This is a genomic window from Streptacidiphilus rugosus AM-16 (assembly GCF_000744655.1).
Classification (GTDB): domain Bacteria; phylum Actinomycetota; class Actinomycetes; order Streptomycetales; family Streptomycetaceae; genus Streptacidiphilus; species Streptacidiphilus rugosus.
On record NZ_JQMJ01000004.1, the window covers coordinates 4,846,515 to 4,861,363 of the forward strand.

The 14,849-nt window shown below is 69.7% G+C and carries 18 protein-coding genes; 13 read left to right on the plus strand and 5 right to left on the minus strand.

The annotated features are described in order from the left end of the window. Positions 1-324: 324 nt before the first annotated feature. The 8 genes from BS83_RS42390 to BS83_RS46735 all read left to right on the plus strand — a co-directional run bounded on the left by BS83_RS42390 (position 325) and on the right by BS83_RS46735 (position 7,858). Positions 325-1,125: a class I SAM-dependent methyltransferase gene (locus BS83_RS42390; RefSeq protein ID WP_051944386.1), complete on the plus strand. Its 801-nt coding sequence runs from the start codon at positions 325-327 to the stop codon at positions 1,123-1,125. A 15-nt stretch (positions 1,126-1,140) separates the two neighbouring features. Further along, positions 1,141-2,124, plus strand: a complete 984-nt coding sequence (locus BS83_RS31185) for a TRM11 family SAM-dependent methyltransferase (protein WP_063774259.1) — start codon at positions 1,141-1,143, stop codon at positions 2,122-2,124. Further along, the gene (locus BS83_RS42965) at positions 2,121-3,194 is read left to right on the plus strand and encodes a DNA cytosine methyltransferase (RefSeq protein WP_037610221.1); all 1,074 of its coding nucleotides are present in this window, start codon (positions 2,121-2,123) and stop codon (positions 3,192-3,194) included. The genes BS83_RS31185 and BS83_RS42965 overlap by 4 nt, the downstream gene beginning before the upstream one ends. Positions 3,195-3,337: 143 nt before the next feature. Then, positions 3,338-3,730, plus strand: coding sequence for a hypothetical protein (locus tag BS83_RS31195; RefSeq protein WP_037606756.1), 393 nt, complete (start codon positions 3,338-3,340; stop codon positions 3,728-3,730). Between the two features lie 389 nt (positions 3,731-4,119). Further along, positions 4,120-4,317: a helix-turn-helix domain-containing protein gene (locus BS83_RS31200; RefSeq protein ID WP_037606757.1), complete on the plus strand. Its 198-nt coding sequence runs from the start codon at positions 4,120-4,122 to the stop codon at positions 4,315-4,317. A 168-nt stretch (positions 4,318-4,485) separates the two neighbouring features. After that, the gene (locus tag BS83_RS31205; protein ID WP_037606758.1) at positions 4,486-5,682 is read left to right on the plus strand and encodes a tyrosine-type recombinase/integrase; all 1,197 of its coding nucleotides are present in this window, start codon (positions 4,486-4,488) and stop codon (positions 5,680-5,682) included. A gap of 999 nt (positions 5,683-6,681) precedes the next feature. Continuing rightward, positions 6,682-6,927, plus strand: coding sequence for a SpoIIE family protein phosphatase (locus tag BS83_RS31210; protein ID WP_037606759.1), 246 nt, complete (start codon positions 6,682-6,684; stop codon positions 6,925-6,927). A 106-nt stretch (positions 6,928-7,033) separates the two neighbouring features. Continuing rightward, the gene (locus BS83_RS46735) at positions 7,034-7,858 is read left to right on the plus strand and encodes a DUF5994 family protein (protein WP_232248766.1); all 825 of its coding nucleotides are present in this window, start codon (positions 7,034-7,036) and stop codon (positions 7,856-7,858) included. Positions 7,859-8,197: 339 nt separating this feature from the next. Here BS83_RS46735 and BS83_RS31220 read toward each other — a convergent pair whose 3' ends face one another. Both BS83_RS31220 and BS83_RS31225 read right to left on the minus strand, forming a co-directional pair. Further along, positions 8,198-8,746 carry an inorganic diphosphatase gene (locus tag BS83_RS31220; RefSeq protein WP_084714427.1) on the minus strand — a complete coding sequence of 183 codons (549 nt, stop codon included), beginning with the start codon at positions 8,744-8,746 and terminating at the stop codon, positions 8,198-8,200. A 135-nt stretch (positions 8,747-8,881) separates the two neighbouring features. Then, complete coding sequence (locus tag BS83_RS31225; protein WP_232248532.1) at positions 8,882-9,076, minus strand: hypothetical protein; 195 nt, start codon at positions 9,074-9,076, stop codon at positions 8,882-8,884. 441 nt (positions 9,077-9,517) lie between these two features. On the opposite strand from BS83_RS31225, the gene BS83_RS31230 reads away from it, so the two are divergent. The 5 genes from BS83_RS31230 to BS83_RS31250 all read left to right on the plus strand — a co-directional run bounded on the left by BS83_RS31230 (position 9,518) and on the right by BS83_RS31250 (position 12,601). After that, on the plus strand, positions 9,518-10,303 hold the full coding sequence (locus tag BS83_RS31230) for a ferritin-like domain-containing protein (protein ID WP_037606761.1): 786 nt from the start codon (positions 9,518-9,520) through the stop codon (positions 10,301-10,303). Further along, on the plus strand, positions 10,300-11,136 hold the full coding sequence (locus BS83_RS31235) for a ferritin-like domain-containing protein (protein ID WP_037606762.1): 837 nt from the start codon (positions 10,300-10,302) through the stop codon (positions 11,134-11,136). The genes BS83_RS31230 and BS83_RS31235 overlap by 4 nt, the downstream gene beginning before the upstream one ends. 304 nt (positions 11,137-11,440) lie before the next feature. Continuing rightward, the gene (locus tag BS83_RS47940; protein WP_232248533.1) at positions 11,441-11,707 is read left to right on the plus strand and encodes a cupredoxin domain-containing protein; all 267 of its coding nucleotides are present in this window, start codon (positions 11,441-11,443) and stop codon (positions 11,705-11,707) included. 11 nt (positions 11,708-11,718) lie between these two features. After that, positions 11,719-11,916 (plus strand): hypothetical protein, encoded by a 198-nt coding sequence (locus BS83_RS47945; RefSeq protein ID WP_232248534.1) that lies wholly within the window; start codon positions 11,719-11,721, stop codon positions 11,914-11,916. Between the two features lie 415 nt (positions 11,917-12,331). Beyond that, positions 12,332-12,601: a hypothetical protein gene (locus tag BS83_RS31250; protein ID WP_037606763.1), complete on the plus strand. Its 270-nt coding sequence runs from the start codon at positions 12,332-12,334 to the stop codon at positions 12,599-12,601. A gap of 181 nt (positions 12,602-12,782) precedes the next feature. On the opposite strand, the gene BS83_RS31255 is transcribed toward BS83_RS31250, so the two are convergent. The 3 genes from BS83_RS31255 to BS83_RS31265 all read right to left on the minus strand — a co-directional run bounded on the left by BS83_RS31255 (position 12,783) and on the right by BS83_RS31265 (position 14,596). Continuing rightward, on the minus strand, positions 12,783-13,145 hold the full coding sequence (locus BS83_RS31255) for a hypothetical protein (RefSeq protein WP_037606764.1): 363 nt from the start codon (positions 13,143-13,145) through the stop codon (positions 12,783-12,785). Between the two features lie 256 nt (positions 13,146-13,401). Beyond that, a complete protein-coding gene (locus BS83_RS49015) occupies positions 13,402-13,857 on the minus strand; it encodes an STAS domain-containing protein (RefSeq protein WP_051944387.1) in 456 nt (151 codons plus the stop codon). A gap of 556 nt (positions 13,858-14,413) precedes the next feature. Further along, complete coding sequence (locus BS83_RS31265; RefSeq protein WP_198035335.1) at positions 14,414-14,596, minus strand: hypothetical protein; 183 nt, start codon at positions 14,594-14,596, stop codon at positions 14,414-14,416. Positions 14,597-14,849: the final 253 nt, after the last annotated feature.

Genomic DNA, 14,849 nt, shown 5'->3' on the forward strand with positions numbered 1-14,849 from the left:
TAGGCGCCAGCGGAGGAAGACCGGAGGTACGGCCCTGACCAGCCAGAACGCAGGGCAGCACTCCGCTCTTCACCCGGCCAGCGATCTACCCGCGCCAACAAAACGGCTACCTCCGGGGACGCCGCTCGCTTATGCCGCGGCTCCGGTCCCCGGGCCTGAGTCACGGCGCCCGCCAACGGTCGACCGCGTGCACCCTGGGTGCCGCTTCGACTGGGATCGCAAGGGACTGCTGCGGTCGAATTTCTGATCGTGCGTTTGGATCGGCCCGAAAAATGCGTTTCTTAGGGTGTCAACGTCCTGCGGCGCCCGTCGGGCCAGCCGTCCATGAACGACCACCGCACACCCACTCCCACCGATGACCTCGTCTCGGCCTCGCGCGGCCGACACCGCCGCGACACCCTCCGCCTGGACGGACTGCCCTCCGTTCCCCTGTCGGTCTGGCTCACCGAACCGCTGACCGGCTGTTGCCCGACGTGCACCGACCCGGTCGGCACCGCCTGCGCCCGCCGCCTCCCCCTCGCCCTGGTCCGGCAGATCACCGAGACCTACAGCGAACCGGGCGACGTGGTCTGGGTCCCGGACGCCGGCAACGGCAGCTCACTTATCGGTCCCGTGACCTGCGGGCGGAAGGTCATCGGCTACGCCTGCACCCCCGACCACGCCCGCGCCACGTCGTCGCTCCTGAAGGAGCAGCCCACCGAAGTCGCCTCCCTGGCCGTGCTCCGGCACGTTCCGCCCGCGGGCCTGCCCGGCCAGAGCGAACGCCTCGCCTCCCGCGCGGCCCTCGCGATCCTGGCCCCACACCATCCGGCCGGCGCCTCCGAACTGGCGCCGGTAGTCGACGCGACCGTGCGCGTCCTGCGACCCGGCGGCGTCACGGTCATCGTCACCCGACAGCAGCCCGGCCAGGACCGGCCCGGCCTGCTCACCGCCTTCGCCCAAGCCGCAGGACTCACCTACCTCCAGCACGTCGCCGCAGTCGAGGCCACTGCAGCCAACGGCAAGCTACGGCCCCGCACCGAACCCTCCCCCGCGCACGGCCCCGACTGCGCCTGCACCGGCCCCGCTGCACGGGCCGGCCGACACCAGGTCGCCCACCACGACCTGCTCGTTTTCACCAAGTAGCCAAGGGAGCCCTCTGTGACCACGGCCCGCAACCTCGACTCCCCCTCCTCCCCGCTCGACGCCGCTCGGACCGCGCTGGCGGATGCGCCGTGCTCGGTGTGGGTGACCGCCCAGGCCAGCCCGGCCGCCCAGCGCAAGGGCCGCTACCTGGCCGGCTCCACGGCCCACCCCGGCAAGATGCTCCCCGCGATCGCCCGGCACGCCATCGAGGCCTACACCAAGGCGGGCGACACCGTCCTGGACCCGATGTGCGGCATCGGCACCACCTTGGTGGAGGCCGCCCACCTCGGCCGCCACGCCATCGGCATCGAGCTCGAAGACCGCTGGGCGAAGCTCGCCCGCGACAACGCCATGCACGCCCACCGCCAGGGGGCCGAAGGCGCCGCCGCCGTCTACCGCGGCGACGCTCGCGACGCCGACCGCATCGTCAATCCCGAGCTGCACGGCAGCGTGAACCTGCTCCTCACCTCACCCCCCTACGGGGCGTCCCTGCACGGGCAGATCCGCTCCACCCGGGAGACCGGCCACGACGGCATCGTGAAGTTCCACGACACCTACGGCACCTCGCTGGGCAACCTCGCCCACGCGCCCACCGACGAGCTGCTGGAGTCGTTCACGCAGATCCTGCGTTCCTGCCGCCCCCTGCTCGCGGGCGGCGCCACCGTCGCGGTCACCGCCCGCCCCTGGCGCGAGCAGGGGGAACTGGTCGACTTGCCTGCGGCCGTGGTCGCCGCCGGACAGGCGGCCGGCCTCGTCCTGGTCGAACGATGCGTCGCCCTGCTCGCCGCGGTCCGCGACGGACACCTGCGGGCCCGGCCCTCGTTCTTCCAGCTCCGCAACGTCCGCGCCGCCCGGACTGCCGGGATCCCCATGTCGCTGATCGTGCACGAGGACCTGCTGTGCCTGCGGGCCTTCGACGCGAGCACCGCCACGCCACCGGACGGCGGGAGCTGCGAAAACCCCCCGTGGTCCGGTGGGCCGCTGACGAGCACCGTATGAGCGAAACCATCCCTCTGCTGGGATCGCTGTGCAGCGGCATCGGCGGACTCGACCTGGCTGTCGAACGCGTCTACGGCACCCGGCTCGCCTGGACCAGCGACCCCGACCCCGCGGCCGCCGACGTCCTGGCCGCCCGCCTCCGCGCGCCGAATCTCGGCGACATCACCCAGGTCGACTGGACGCGCGTGCCGCGCGTCCACGTCGTCTCCTGCGGCGCCCCCTGCCAGCCGTTCAGCTTCGCCGGCAAACGGAAAGGAACGGATGACCCGCGCTACCTCTGGCCCCACGTCACCGAAGCCCTTCGCCACCTGGTGCCCGACCTGTTCGTCATGGAACAGGTCCCCGGCTACATCAGCCTCGGCCTCCAGCACACGCTCGACGACCTGGCCGCGCTGGGCTATGACGACATCCGATGGGGTGTTGTGGCAGCTTCCGACACCGGCTGCTGCCACCAGCGCAAGCGCCTGTTCCTCACTGCTGCCCACCCCAAGGGCCTCCGCCGGGGAGCAGCGGCAGACCCGACGCTCCCCCTCCCAACACGCCGGGCGCCGCGGGAAGTCCCTGGCGGCGGAGGTAGGCGAGATCACCGCTGCACCCACCGGCGAGCGGCCGCGCCTGCTTCCCACCCCCACGGCCTGCGACGGGAGCAAGGGCTCACCTGGCCGCCGCTACTCCAACGGCCCCACCTTGTCGTCGCTCGCCGCCGGCATCAAACTGCTGCCCACCCCACGCGCGAGCGACACCGGCACCCCAGGCCGCCGCGCGACACCAGGGTACCGGCCGCCCCTGTCCCAGGTCGTGCTCCCCATCGCGGACACGGACCCGACTGGCGCGAGTACGCCGAAGCCATCCACCGGTGGGAAGCCGTGCTCGGGCGACCCGCACCCCACCCCGCCGACGAACACCGCAGGCTGAGCCCCGCATTCGTCGAGTGGCTCCAAGCCTTCCCCGACGGCTACACCGACCTGCCCGGGCTCAGCCGCTCCGCCCGGCTCCGCCTCCTCGGCGGTTCCGTCAACCAGATCCAAGGCGCTCTCGCGCTCCGCCTGCTCCACGATCTCGACCGGTGAACCAGCCGGTGGCGGCCACCCCTGGCCGCCACCAGCACCGCACCCGATGCCAATCCCGTGCTGCGAGAGCCCCTTCCTCGCCAGACCCGAAGCCTCCCGAGCCGGTCGGACACCACCACCCTCGCCAAAGGAATCGATCGCTCATGAACCCGACCCGACGCACCGCCGTCCTCACCCCTCTCATCGCGGCCGCGCTGATGACCGCCGCTCAGCCCGCGCTCGCCAACCAACCGATCTCCCTCGACGCCACCTCCAGCGACAGCTCCGTCGCCGGACACGCGGACATCTCCGTCACGCGGGACCACGGCGGATACCGCATCACCGGCACCATCGAATCCTTCCGCGGCTGCGTCGAACTCCGGGCCGTCAATATGCACCTCGGCGGCTACTTCGGCGGCAACCCCATCAGGAAGACCTGCGGCCCCAACACCAAGATCCCGGTCGACGCGTGGACCCGCCACACCGACGTCGTCCTCGCCGCCCTCGTCAATGGCGGTCCCGTCCGGGACAGCCGGATCGTCACCCTCCACGGCTGACCAACGGTCACACCCATCCGAAGGTCGGGCACGCCCCCTACCCCGCGCCGGGAAGGAGGCGTGCCCGAAGCCGACCACGCCGCAGCAACAGAGGACCCTCTTTGCCAGCCGACACCCCTCCGACGCGCAAGCACGACCTCGACACACTCCTGGGAACCGCCGGCCATCCGGACGCAAGGCGTCGCCGCACCCGTACTCCCCGGACCGATCCCAGCGCCGCTGAGACCGCGTCAGCGGACGTCCCTTCCGAACGACAGGCGATCCGATCCCCAGGGCTCCCAACCGCATCTCGCGGTGGGCGCCGAAAGCAACCACGCAGCGCTGCCACAGAACAGCAGCCCGACGGCCTGGACGACGCCGACACAACCGATCTCGCACCCCCGGCCTCCATGCCCGTCCCCGGACAGTTGCTCTACACCAGCGAGCAGGCCGCCGTACTGCTCCAGATGTCACCCGGCTGGCTCCGCCGCCAAGCCGCCCAAGGCCTCGCCAGCCACGTCCTGATCGCACGCAAGGTCCGCTTCACCCGGCCCGATCTCGAAGAGATCATCGCCCGCCACCACCGCGCCGCGAAACGACGGGCCTGACCTGACGGTCCGGCCACGACCCGTGCCGCGAATGAACTCCACGACCCCGCTTCCCCTTACCGGCGACCCAGAGCGTTGATGGACCCCGACGCCACCACGTGCGGGCGCCGCCCGCACGGGCGACGCCCGCGCTCCGGCGGCGACCGTTCCCCACAGGAAGGAGTGCCCATGGCCTGGGTCGAAAAGCACGGCCGAACCTGGCGCGTGCGGTACTGGAAAGTCGACGGCACCGCCGGCTCAGTACCGGGTTTCCCGACCGAGGAGGACGCCCTGGGCCACGCCGCGACGATCCAGGACCGCCGCACCCAGCAACCCCCAGCCCCTATCGTCCAGACCGACACCCCGCCGCCGCCCGCGGCCATCGCCCCCACCGAGGAAGAGACCTCGGGAATCGGCTTCGCCGACTGGCTGGGGACATGGTGGGACACCATCGACATCGGCGACAACACCCTCGCCCAGTACAAGTCCCTGACGAAAAACCACCTACTCCCCCGCTGGGGCGCGCGACCGCTGACAGAGATCACCCCGTCCCAGGTCCAGGTCTGGGTCAAAGACCTGCACACCACCCACCGGCCCAGCACCGTCGCCGCGATCCGCAAGCTCCTCGCGCTGATCCTGGCCGACGCCGTCGAAGAAGGGCTACTCACCACCAACCCCGTCCGCAAACGCAACCGAGGCCGCGGCCGCGCCCACGACCCCGCTCAGGAGAAGCTCTGGGCCGACGAACACGAAGTACGCGCCATCGCCTCCCGTATCCTCCAACTCGCCAGCCCCAACCAGGCCCTTCTCGTCATCACCGCCGCGTACACCGGCATGCGCTGGGGCGAACTCGCAGGCCTCCGACGGGAGAACTGCCACGTGACCGGCAGTCGACCCCGCCTCGTCGTCGACCCGAAAGCGGGAGCGCTCCACGAGATCAACGGGCACCTCACCTACGGCCCGCCCAAAACACCGGCCAGCGCCCGAACCGTCACCCTCCCCGTCTTCCTCGCCGAGCTCCTCGCCAACGAACTCAAACGCCACCGTCACACCAACGTCTTCACCAGCATCGACGGCAAGCACCTTCGCCGCTCCTGCTTCGGCCGGCGAACCTGGGCCCCCGCCGTCAACGGCACCACGCTCACCGACGGCACCACCTGGAAGCCCCTCAAGCCCGGCCTGACCTTCCACGGACTGCGCCACTCCCACAAGACCTGGATGATCGAAGACGGCCTCCCCGACGTCGTCCAAGCACGCCGCCTCGGCCATCGCATGGACCGAGACATCGACGACGTCTACAGCCACGTGGCCACAGCGCTGAACGACAAGCTCCTCAGCGCACTCAACGCCCGGTGGAACCGATCCGTGGCCCCACCCCCAACGTGAACAGAGACGGTGGCCCCAGTGGTTAGCGCCCAGCCGGACACGACCCATCCAGGGTTCCGTCTCTCCTGTCAGCCAGCCGACAGAGACAGAACCCGGCGTACATGGCCGACTCGTCCGCTGCCTCCATTTTCGCAGGTCAGAAGCTATATTCTGCATACGTCTCAATTCTGGGGTCGAATCGGGGTCGAAATCCGCCCGGCAGAACGTCGACAGCGGTCGGGCTGCCATCACCCTGGGCCACCCAAGAAGCACCGCGCGTTTCAGCCGGCGCCACGGCGCGAGGCCTTCTGGCGCCGTTCGTTGCAGGGCGCAGCGGCCTTTGGCAAGGCATACGGACTGGTCAGCGCAGATTCGCGGTGGAAGGCCGCAGAGTCCGGGGAGGCCTCCGGAGTGGTTGGGCGAAGCCGGCACCGTGCGGTGCGGGCGGGCGGACGATGTCCAAGGAGTTCTGTCCTGTGTGTCCTGTCTTCACAGGTCAGAGCGGGTTCACCGGCCAGACGGTTTTGTCTCGTGGGTCCAGGCAAGGAACCGCCTCGGGTCCGCGACGGATTGCCGTACCGAAAGCGCGAATGAACGTGGCGTCCGTGACGCCTTCGCCGGCCACGCGCGCGTGGGCCTATGTCTCCCAGGTCTGGGCGAAGTCACCCTGCCGGGAGAGGGCTTGGACTGGCCTTCTGGTCTTCAAGCGGGCTGCTGTCGGCCGTGTTGCCGCTGTTCGTCGATGTGCAGCAACTGGGCAGACCAACGCCGGCCACCCCGCGCCCCTGCTGGTCCGCGGCCCGTCGCCGAGATCAGATCCTCCGCACCCCGACCACACTGCCCGTCGGCTTCGGCGGCGAGGAACCACTGAGCCTTTTCAGCTCGGCCTCGATCGGGCGACAGCCGGCGATGCCGTAGCAGCGGCACCGGCGTACGAGCGCGCAGGTCGAATCCTCAGTCAACGCCAAGTCGCGCGCCACTCCTGGGAGTGGCTGCTGAAAAGGCTCACTGATCAGCGAGGTGGACCTGCAACCCGGCGACCGAATCGTCTGCTTCACCGACGGCGTGGTCGAGGCGCACACCCCAGGGGGAACCCAGTTCGGCCGCAAGCAGCTCATCGAGATCGCGGCACGCGTGGGGCGCGCCGGAAGCAGCCTGGCCGCCACCACACCGGCGCTCTCCCACGCCCTCAAGACAGCGCGCGGCGGCCGCACCAGCGACGATGCGACGATCTTCCTGATCGAATGGCGCGGACCGGACCGTTGATCGACCTCCCGCAGGCGCAGATCCGCACCTCGGAACCGGTCTCAACCGGATCCGAGCGGAGTACGGTGAAAGCACCGAGGGTTATTCGAACACCGGCGGCCATGCCCTGTCGTTCTCGGCGAACGCCGACACCGGGCCTGCCGCGGTAGGCCCGGAGACAGGCCCGCACCATGACCACAGTGCCCCTTCCCGCGCGCCCTCCCGAACCCCCGACCCTCCGCCGTCCACGCCCCGCCCGCGCCTCGCACTCAAGCCCGCCGGCCCGCACTCCGGTCTCCTCGACGGAGCCTGGTGGCCGCGGTCCGACGACCTCGCACACGAACTCCCTTCACTCATAACCGAGTTGGACCGGGATCGGGGACGCATCACCCGCGTGACCGTCAACCCTCGCCACTGGAGGCAGCCGCTGCCGGCCCGCCTACCAGTCGCAGGCCACGTCATCCGGATCGGCTGGTGCGCTGTAGAACAGGACCCGCACAAGCTCCTGCTCTTCTCCTTCGGCGTCGGACACTGCGACCTGCTGGTCGTCCCGCCGCAGACGGACCCGACCACAGCCGCCCGGCTGATGGTGGCCGCCGCCGACCCCGCCACCCAGCAGACCGCGACCGCCCTGCTCGCCGCCGCCGTCGCCCTGGCCGCCAACGTCTGGGAGTCCGACAGCGGTGCCCTCGCCTCCCTGGGGCTGGGTCAAGCTCAATCCGCTCGGCACCCGGCGGCCGGCGGCACGGTCGAGCACCTCAAGGCACGGTTCGAGCAGCAGGGGACGTTCGGCGACGCGGAGCTGTGGGCGGCCCAGCTGGTCCGGGCTGCGGAGGCCCATGGTGGGCGCCTCGGATTCCAAGCGCTGGCCGAGGAGACCGGGCTCACGCACGAGCAGATCGGGGCGGGGACCCTGTGGCTGCTGCTGTGCTGGAAGAGCAGTATCCCGTAGCCGCGGCAGGTGCGGCGAACACGCATGATCTACGACAGCCGCCCCTCCATGGCCACGTCAGACTGGGTCGCGCAGCGAGCGCCGACCACTGGCCGGCGTGGTGGCCTCGACACATGGCGGCCCACGTCCTCGTCGCTGATGTCCGGGCCCCACCCGCACAGGGTGCCACGAGTGCGCAGATCAGCGGGCCCAATGGAGTTCCCGCTGAACACGCGGCGTTACCCAGGAGCGAACTGGCCGTCCGGATCGCCGGGGAACGTCAGCGCCACAACCGCAGACCTCGTCGGGGTTCTGGGACTGGTCCGATGACAAGACTGCGACGGCTCGACTGACAAGCAGTCAAAATTGTTTTGGCCTGGAGCTGTCGTGCACGGGCGTCGACCTGGCGTCGCACTCGCGGCGGGATCCGCCGGCTCGGCGGGCCCGGGCGGCGGTGATCTCCTGCTCGGCCGCGGACCGGCCGAGCCAGGACGATGCGCTGTCAAAGGACTTGCCCGGCTCCAGATCCTTGTAGACCTCGAAGAAATGCTGGATCTCGCGAAGGTCGTGGGTGAGCGCGTCGTCCAGCTCGCGCAGGTGGTCCATCCGGGGGTCGGTCGCCGGGACGCACAGCACCTTGTCGTCCTCGCCGCACGCGTCGTTCATCCGGAACATGCCCAGCGCACGGCAGTGGATCATCACACCGGGGAAGGTGGGATCGCCACCCAGAACCAGGGCGTCCAGGGGCTCGCCGTCCAGTCCGAGGGTGCCTTCAACGTAGCCGTAGTCGGCGGGATACCGGGTGGAAGTGAACAGCATCCGGTCCAACCGGATACGCCCAAGAGTGTGGTCCATCTCGTACTTGTTGCGGGAACCCTGGGGGATCTCGACGACGACAACGAAGTCCACTTTCCCACTCCTGGCGAAGGCACGGTCGGAAGGCCGATGCGTTGTGCCACTACCGACGGCCCGCATCCCGTGGACATGATTCCTCACCTCTACAGGGACAGCTGCACGTCGCACTCATGTGAACACGCGCCGAGATCAGCGTTGCCCGTTGTCGCCTTCGAGGAACTGAACGACCCAGGCGTAGCCGCTGAGACTTTCGGCAGCCACCTTGCGGACGTCGATGACCTGGCAACCGTCGTGGACATACTTCCCGGCAAATCGCTCCAGGAGCTGCGATCTGTCAAGATCATCCATCGACAGCGGCGCCCCTACAACCAGGTCTTCGTGCACGGTTGTCCTGCTCCCGGGCGCGGGCGAGCAAGTGCGGCACTGGTGGGACTCAGGCAAAGCCATACTGCCAGTCTGCGCCTCGGACGCGGAGCGAGCACCGACGCGTTCGGTTGGCAGCGCGCGCCGGACGCTGCGGACCGCTGACGTCGGGCCTCGGCTGGCATCCGATCTCAGCCGCTCCCGCCGGTGCGCGGGCGCCGGAGGTTCCGCAAAAGCCGCGGTCACCGGCAGCCTTGCCAGCACCACCGGGGAGCAGAGCCGTAGTGCCGCGCCTCTCGCCGGGTGTGTGGCAGTCGCCTGTAGGTCCGGGCGGTCTATTTGCCTCTTTCGGGTGGTTAAGGCATTTGGTGGGCGTGGGGGCCGATCCGCGCGGGGGGTGGCCTCGAAGGTGAGTGAGATGCCCGTCATCGGCGCGGGCTCGTGTGACAGAGATGGGGCGTGATGGGCCAGGAGCGCGTCGATACCCGGTTGCTCGAGGAGCTGACCGAGCAGGCGCAGGACCTCAACAGTGACGCGCTGCGGATCACGCGTGGGGCGTTCGAGGACTTCGCCGAGCAGGCGGCAGCGCGACGCTGGTGGCAACGTGGTGGCGCCCTGGCCGTACTGGCGGGAGGTGTGGCGCTTCTGGGCACGGGACGGGCGGCGGTCGCGAGCGGGAGCACGGACGACGTCATGGCGCTGCAGACGGCGGCGTCGATCGAGAACCTGGCGGTGAGCGTGTACACGACCGCGGCCGGGTTGCCGTTCGTCAAGGACGGCAACAAGACCGTGGCCGCGTTCCTCGCGAAGACGACCGGTCAGCATCAGGCGCACGCGCAGGCGTTCAACGCGGCTGCAACGCAGGCGGGTGGCAAGGCGCAGAACAACCCGGACCCGAAGTACGCCGCGATCGTGAAGCAGACGCTGCCGTCGATCAAGACCCCCGCCGACGTGGTCAAGCTCGCGATCACGCTTGAGGACGTGGCCGCGCAGACCTACACCAAGAACGTCTCCCAGGTCTCTGATCCGCAGCTGCGCAAGCTGTTCGCGTCCGTCGCCCCGGTGGAGGCGCAGCACCGGGCCGTCCTCCTGGCCGTGCAGGCGTTGCTCACTGGTGGCCATCCGGAGCTGATCACCATCCCGGTGGACCCGTTCAAGCTGCCGGCTGCGGCCGGCAGCGTCGGATTCCCCGACGCGTTCTACCCAACCAAGAACGCCTCGCCGATCAGCGAAGGAGCCGTGCAGTGAGCGGCACCCGAGGCGGCTGGGAGCTGCCGATCACCGAGGGTGAGCTCACCCGCCTCACCAAGGACCTCGTTGAGGCCCACTACACCTACCTTCCCGTGATGCAAGCCTCCGCGGCAGACCTGACCGGGCAGATCCGCGACCAGCGCGCCGGCCAGGTCCCCGACGGCGCGCCGTTGCTGGCGCAGGCGTCGCGGCGCCGGTTCCTGCTCGGCGCGGGCGGGGTGGCCGCCGCGTTCGCTCTGGCGGCCTGCACCAGTTCCTCGACCAAGAACGCGGTCGGGGGTGCGAGCAGTTCGCCCGTTGCTGGTTCGTCCGCGTCCAGCAGCGTGTACACCGGGGACCTGCAAGTCGTCGCGCTGGCCACGGCTTTGGAGAACCAGGCGGTCGGCGCGTACACCGCCGCGCTGGCCACGGCGAAGGCCGGGACACTCGGCCCCATCCCGCCTGCGGTCGGCACGTTCGCGACCACGGCGATGAGCCAGCACGCTGACCACGCCAAGGCGTGGAACGCGGTGCTCACCGGTGCGGGGAAGCCGGCGATCACCGGCGTGCCACTGTCCAACCAGCCCGCTACTCTCAAGGCGCTCGGTGCGGCCACGGACGTGGGTGCGGTGGCCAAGCTCGCCCTGCAGCTGGAGCAGCAGGCCGCGCAGACGTACCTGTTCGCGACCTACAGCGTGACCAGTCCCGCCGGGATCGCCACCGCCGCCACCATCGCGCCGGTCGAGGCGATGCACGCGGCGATCCTCAACTTCGTCCTTGGCCAGTACCCGGTCCCAGACGACTTCCTGCCCGTCGACAAGGCCGCCTCCCCAACCCTCCTCACGATCTGACAAAGGGCGGGGGGCGGCCCCGCTCCTGGCCCGCCGGCCCACGGAGGCGGGGGGACCGCCTACCCCGGGCCTTCGGGGGTCACCCCCTGCCACCCCTACCGATCGGAGGCAATATCCGATGAGACACTCCCGCCTGCACGCCGCCGTCACCGCGATTGTGTTCGCGGCCGCACTGTCAGCCTGCTCCAGCAGCGCCCCCACACCCGGCACGAGCACGAGCACGAATGCTCCAGGCTCCCGGTCCTCGGCTGCGCCATCCTCCCCAGCCGCACAGTCCTCGGGCACGGCCGCCTCATCAGGCACGGTGCAGCCGTCCGGGGCGGCGCAGATCACGATCAGCAACTTCGCCTTCCAGCCCGGCGATCTGACTGTGGCCCCGGGCGCGACCGTGACGGTGGTCAACCACGACTCCACCGCGCACACCGTCACCGCGAGCGGCGGGGGCGGGTTCGACACCGGCCACATCAACGGCGGCGCGTCGGGGACATTCACCGCGCCTACCAAGCCGGGCAGCTACCCCTACATCTGCACCATCCACCAGTTCATGCACGGCACCCTCACGGTGCATTAAGGGAGACGCGAATGGCAGCCGCACCATGGATCCTGCGGATCGCCGCGGCTGCCGGACTGGCCGTCGACGCCGCCGTCCATGCCCGCCTCGCAGGCCAGTACGACCTGGTCACCGCAACGATCAGCGAAGGCATCCTGTTCCGCGCCGAAGCAGCCGCCGCCGCACTCGCCGTGGTGTTGGTCCTCCTGTGGCGGCACCCTTTTCGGTGACCTGTTCGCCTGGCTGACCGCGGCCGCGGGCCTGGCCGCGATCCTGGTCTACCGCTACGCGGACCTGGGCGCCTTCGGCCCGTTCCCGGACATGTACGAGCCGATCTGGTCACACGACAAAATCTGGGCCCTGGCCGGACAGGCCTTGGCCGTCCTCGCGCTCACCCCGCTCCTGGCCTCCGCCTGGAAGCGGCGCCGGGCTCGCTGACCCGCACCCGGAAGGGGCAGCCCGTCTTGTTCGACCTGCTGAGCGTCTTCGAGATCGCTGTGCTGACCGTCATCGCCGTGGCGAGCGCCAAGAACGCGGATCAGGGTGGGTCGTTCCGGCCAGGCGACTGCCCGGCTTCATCGCCCGCCCGAAATTCCACGCCCGCCATGGTGGCGGCGAGCAGTCGAAGCAGAGAGTATCTGTTCCATGACACAAAGCGACGCTCCGCTCAGCAACGACGCCTACTACTTGCACAACACGGCCCGCCTGTTCCGGTGGGAGGTGGAATGGGAGCTGGACGGCAGCGTCCGCATGTCGCAGGGGGATCAGACGGTCCGGGCGTTCTTCACCCACGACGGCGCGTTCTGGTTCGGGCGCACGACCGGCCCCAGTACCGGCAACCGTGAACTGGCGCTTGCCGAGACCGTCGATGCCCTGGAACGCCACGGCAACCCGTCGGTGCCGCCGGCGGCATGACAGCCCGGCCAGCTCGCCTGGGGCGTGTCCATCGACCGTATCCACGCTGCCATCCGCATGAGCGAGGGCCACTGGTTGTGAACCGGCCGGATCGACCGCCGTGGCCAGCCCCTCTTCCACCAAGACTGCCGGACCGTGGTGGTCCGCCGCTACGCCGCGGACCTGGCAAACCTCAATTGCTTCAAGAAGCGGGCCAAGTACGGCTCCTCCCGAAACTCACACCTCGGATCGCGGGGGGCGGAACCGCTTCGCCGTCTGTGTCCATCGCGGGCCGCGCCGCAGTCATCAGCGTCAACCTTCCCTCAGCAGCCACCCGTGCGGGCACGAAGCTGGCCTGGGGCCCCAGATCCCCCCAACGAGGGCCTGTGCGGACCCTGCACAGGTCCGCTTCCAGCGCTGCCCGCAACTCCATCAGGTCCTCGAACTCGGCCAGCGTGCTGAACCGGTGCAGCAACTCCTGGGCCATCCGCGCGTCACCGCACCGGACAGCCCGCACCAGGCAGGCGATCACCTGGGAGACTTCCAGCCGTGTGGTATCGGTCACCGCTTTACCTCAGACAAGTGCAGTCCTGTTCTGGTCGGCACTGCGCCACGACGAAGGGGTGACAGCTCAACCCCTGTAACAGCCAGGCCGCACACGCCCCGGGACGGCGCCACTCGTGCTCGACCTCCCGCGCGTTTCCCCTGGTTGGTCGGACGAGCCAGCTCGCGAGGGGGACAGTCCCTCTCGAGGCCAGAGTCCCTGGGGCCGAGATCTGCCCACGCTGTTTCGGTCCACCACTGAGCCGACGCTGCCACCCTCAGGTCGGGTCAACCGCCGCGTCACGGGCCGGCAGGGAGCGAACAGACAGTGGGCACATTCCCGTGGCGCTCCACGGCAGGAGGGTGGTCTCGGCGCCAGCCAGTGCGATCAGTCGGGCTATGAACGGCCTAGGGTGCTGCAGCCACAGGGACGTTCCGAGTACGGCGCCGCGGCGGTGGGCCTGCAGGAGCGAGCTCAGGCCGCTGCAGTCGCAGAAGGTGACTCCGGCGAGATCCACCGCCATGTCGTGCACGCCACCGTCCAGACACCGGTCCAGCTCCCGACGCAGGAGCGGCGCGGAGTCCAGGTCGAGTTCGCCGGTCGCCGTGATCGTCGTCGTGCCCCGCCAGTCGTGCCGCCCAACCGTGAGTGCGGCCCACGACCTCCCGGTCCCGCACTGGGTCAGGTGTTGGCGGTCTGCCATTGCTCGGGCTGTGAGGTGGTGGGCGCCCATTCAGGTCTCCTCGGCCGTCTCCTGGGGGGACGCCGCCGGGGGCTGGGGCAGCTGGAACAATCGCCGCCGAAGCGGCCCTGTCGATCGGCCAGGCCGAGCGCGGGCCCACGAACACGGCTTCGCACGCTCGGGCCATCGAGGGAGCAGATGTTCCGCTACGCACTCTACGGCTGATTCAGCCAGCCCGATACGGCCGAGACGGTGTGGGTAAGTGACCGATCACTGAGCCGCTTTGGTGGCCGGCCCGGCGGGGCGACGCAGACCGTCGTCACAGATACATCGCGGAGGTCATCGCGGCCGCAGTCCACCCAGGAGGATGTCGAGGCCGGGTTCGAGTCCGGCGGCGCCGTCGTAGGGTGCCAGGACCGAGGCAAGGCTCCTGAGCAGAGGGAAATCGTGGACCTGGCAGGTGTCACAGCACCGGCCGACTGAACGATGGCCGGTTCTCCGCCGAACGGGGAGATCGAAACGAACCGCCCGCGATGCACCGTCTCTACCGCTGTCTGGTTCGGGCCTCGTGCGGTCTCCTCATCACCTGCCGCAAGCGGACTGCCCTTCAGCGTCTACCACCCCTCAGCCCCACGTACTGCACCGGGTGGCTCGCGTGACCGCCGCTCCAGATCGTGCGCAGCGTCAACTCACCCTGGATGTAGTCCCCCTCCTCCGTCAGCACTCCACCATGACCCGAGAAGATGCCCTCGGTGGTCGAGGTCGCCCATGTGTTCGCGCGAGCGTTCACAACCGTCCCCTTCATCCTCGACGCTTGCCGGGTCTGCGGCACGATACACGCGACGACGCAATGCGATCCCCTGCCGATAGCCCCGGTCTCGGAAGGTCTCGGCTGCCCAGGAACGTGGTCACACATCCGCCCCGGTGGTTCTGGCGCACAACGCCAGGCCTCAGCCTTCCGCAGGAGGACCCGTCCCCGTGCGTCCCGCTTGCACGAGGCTCATCGCTGCGTCGCCCCGGCGGAACACCCCGGGGTAGACCAG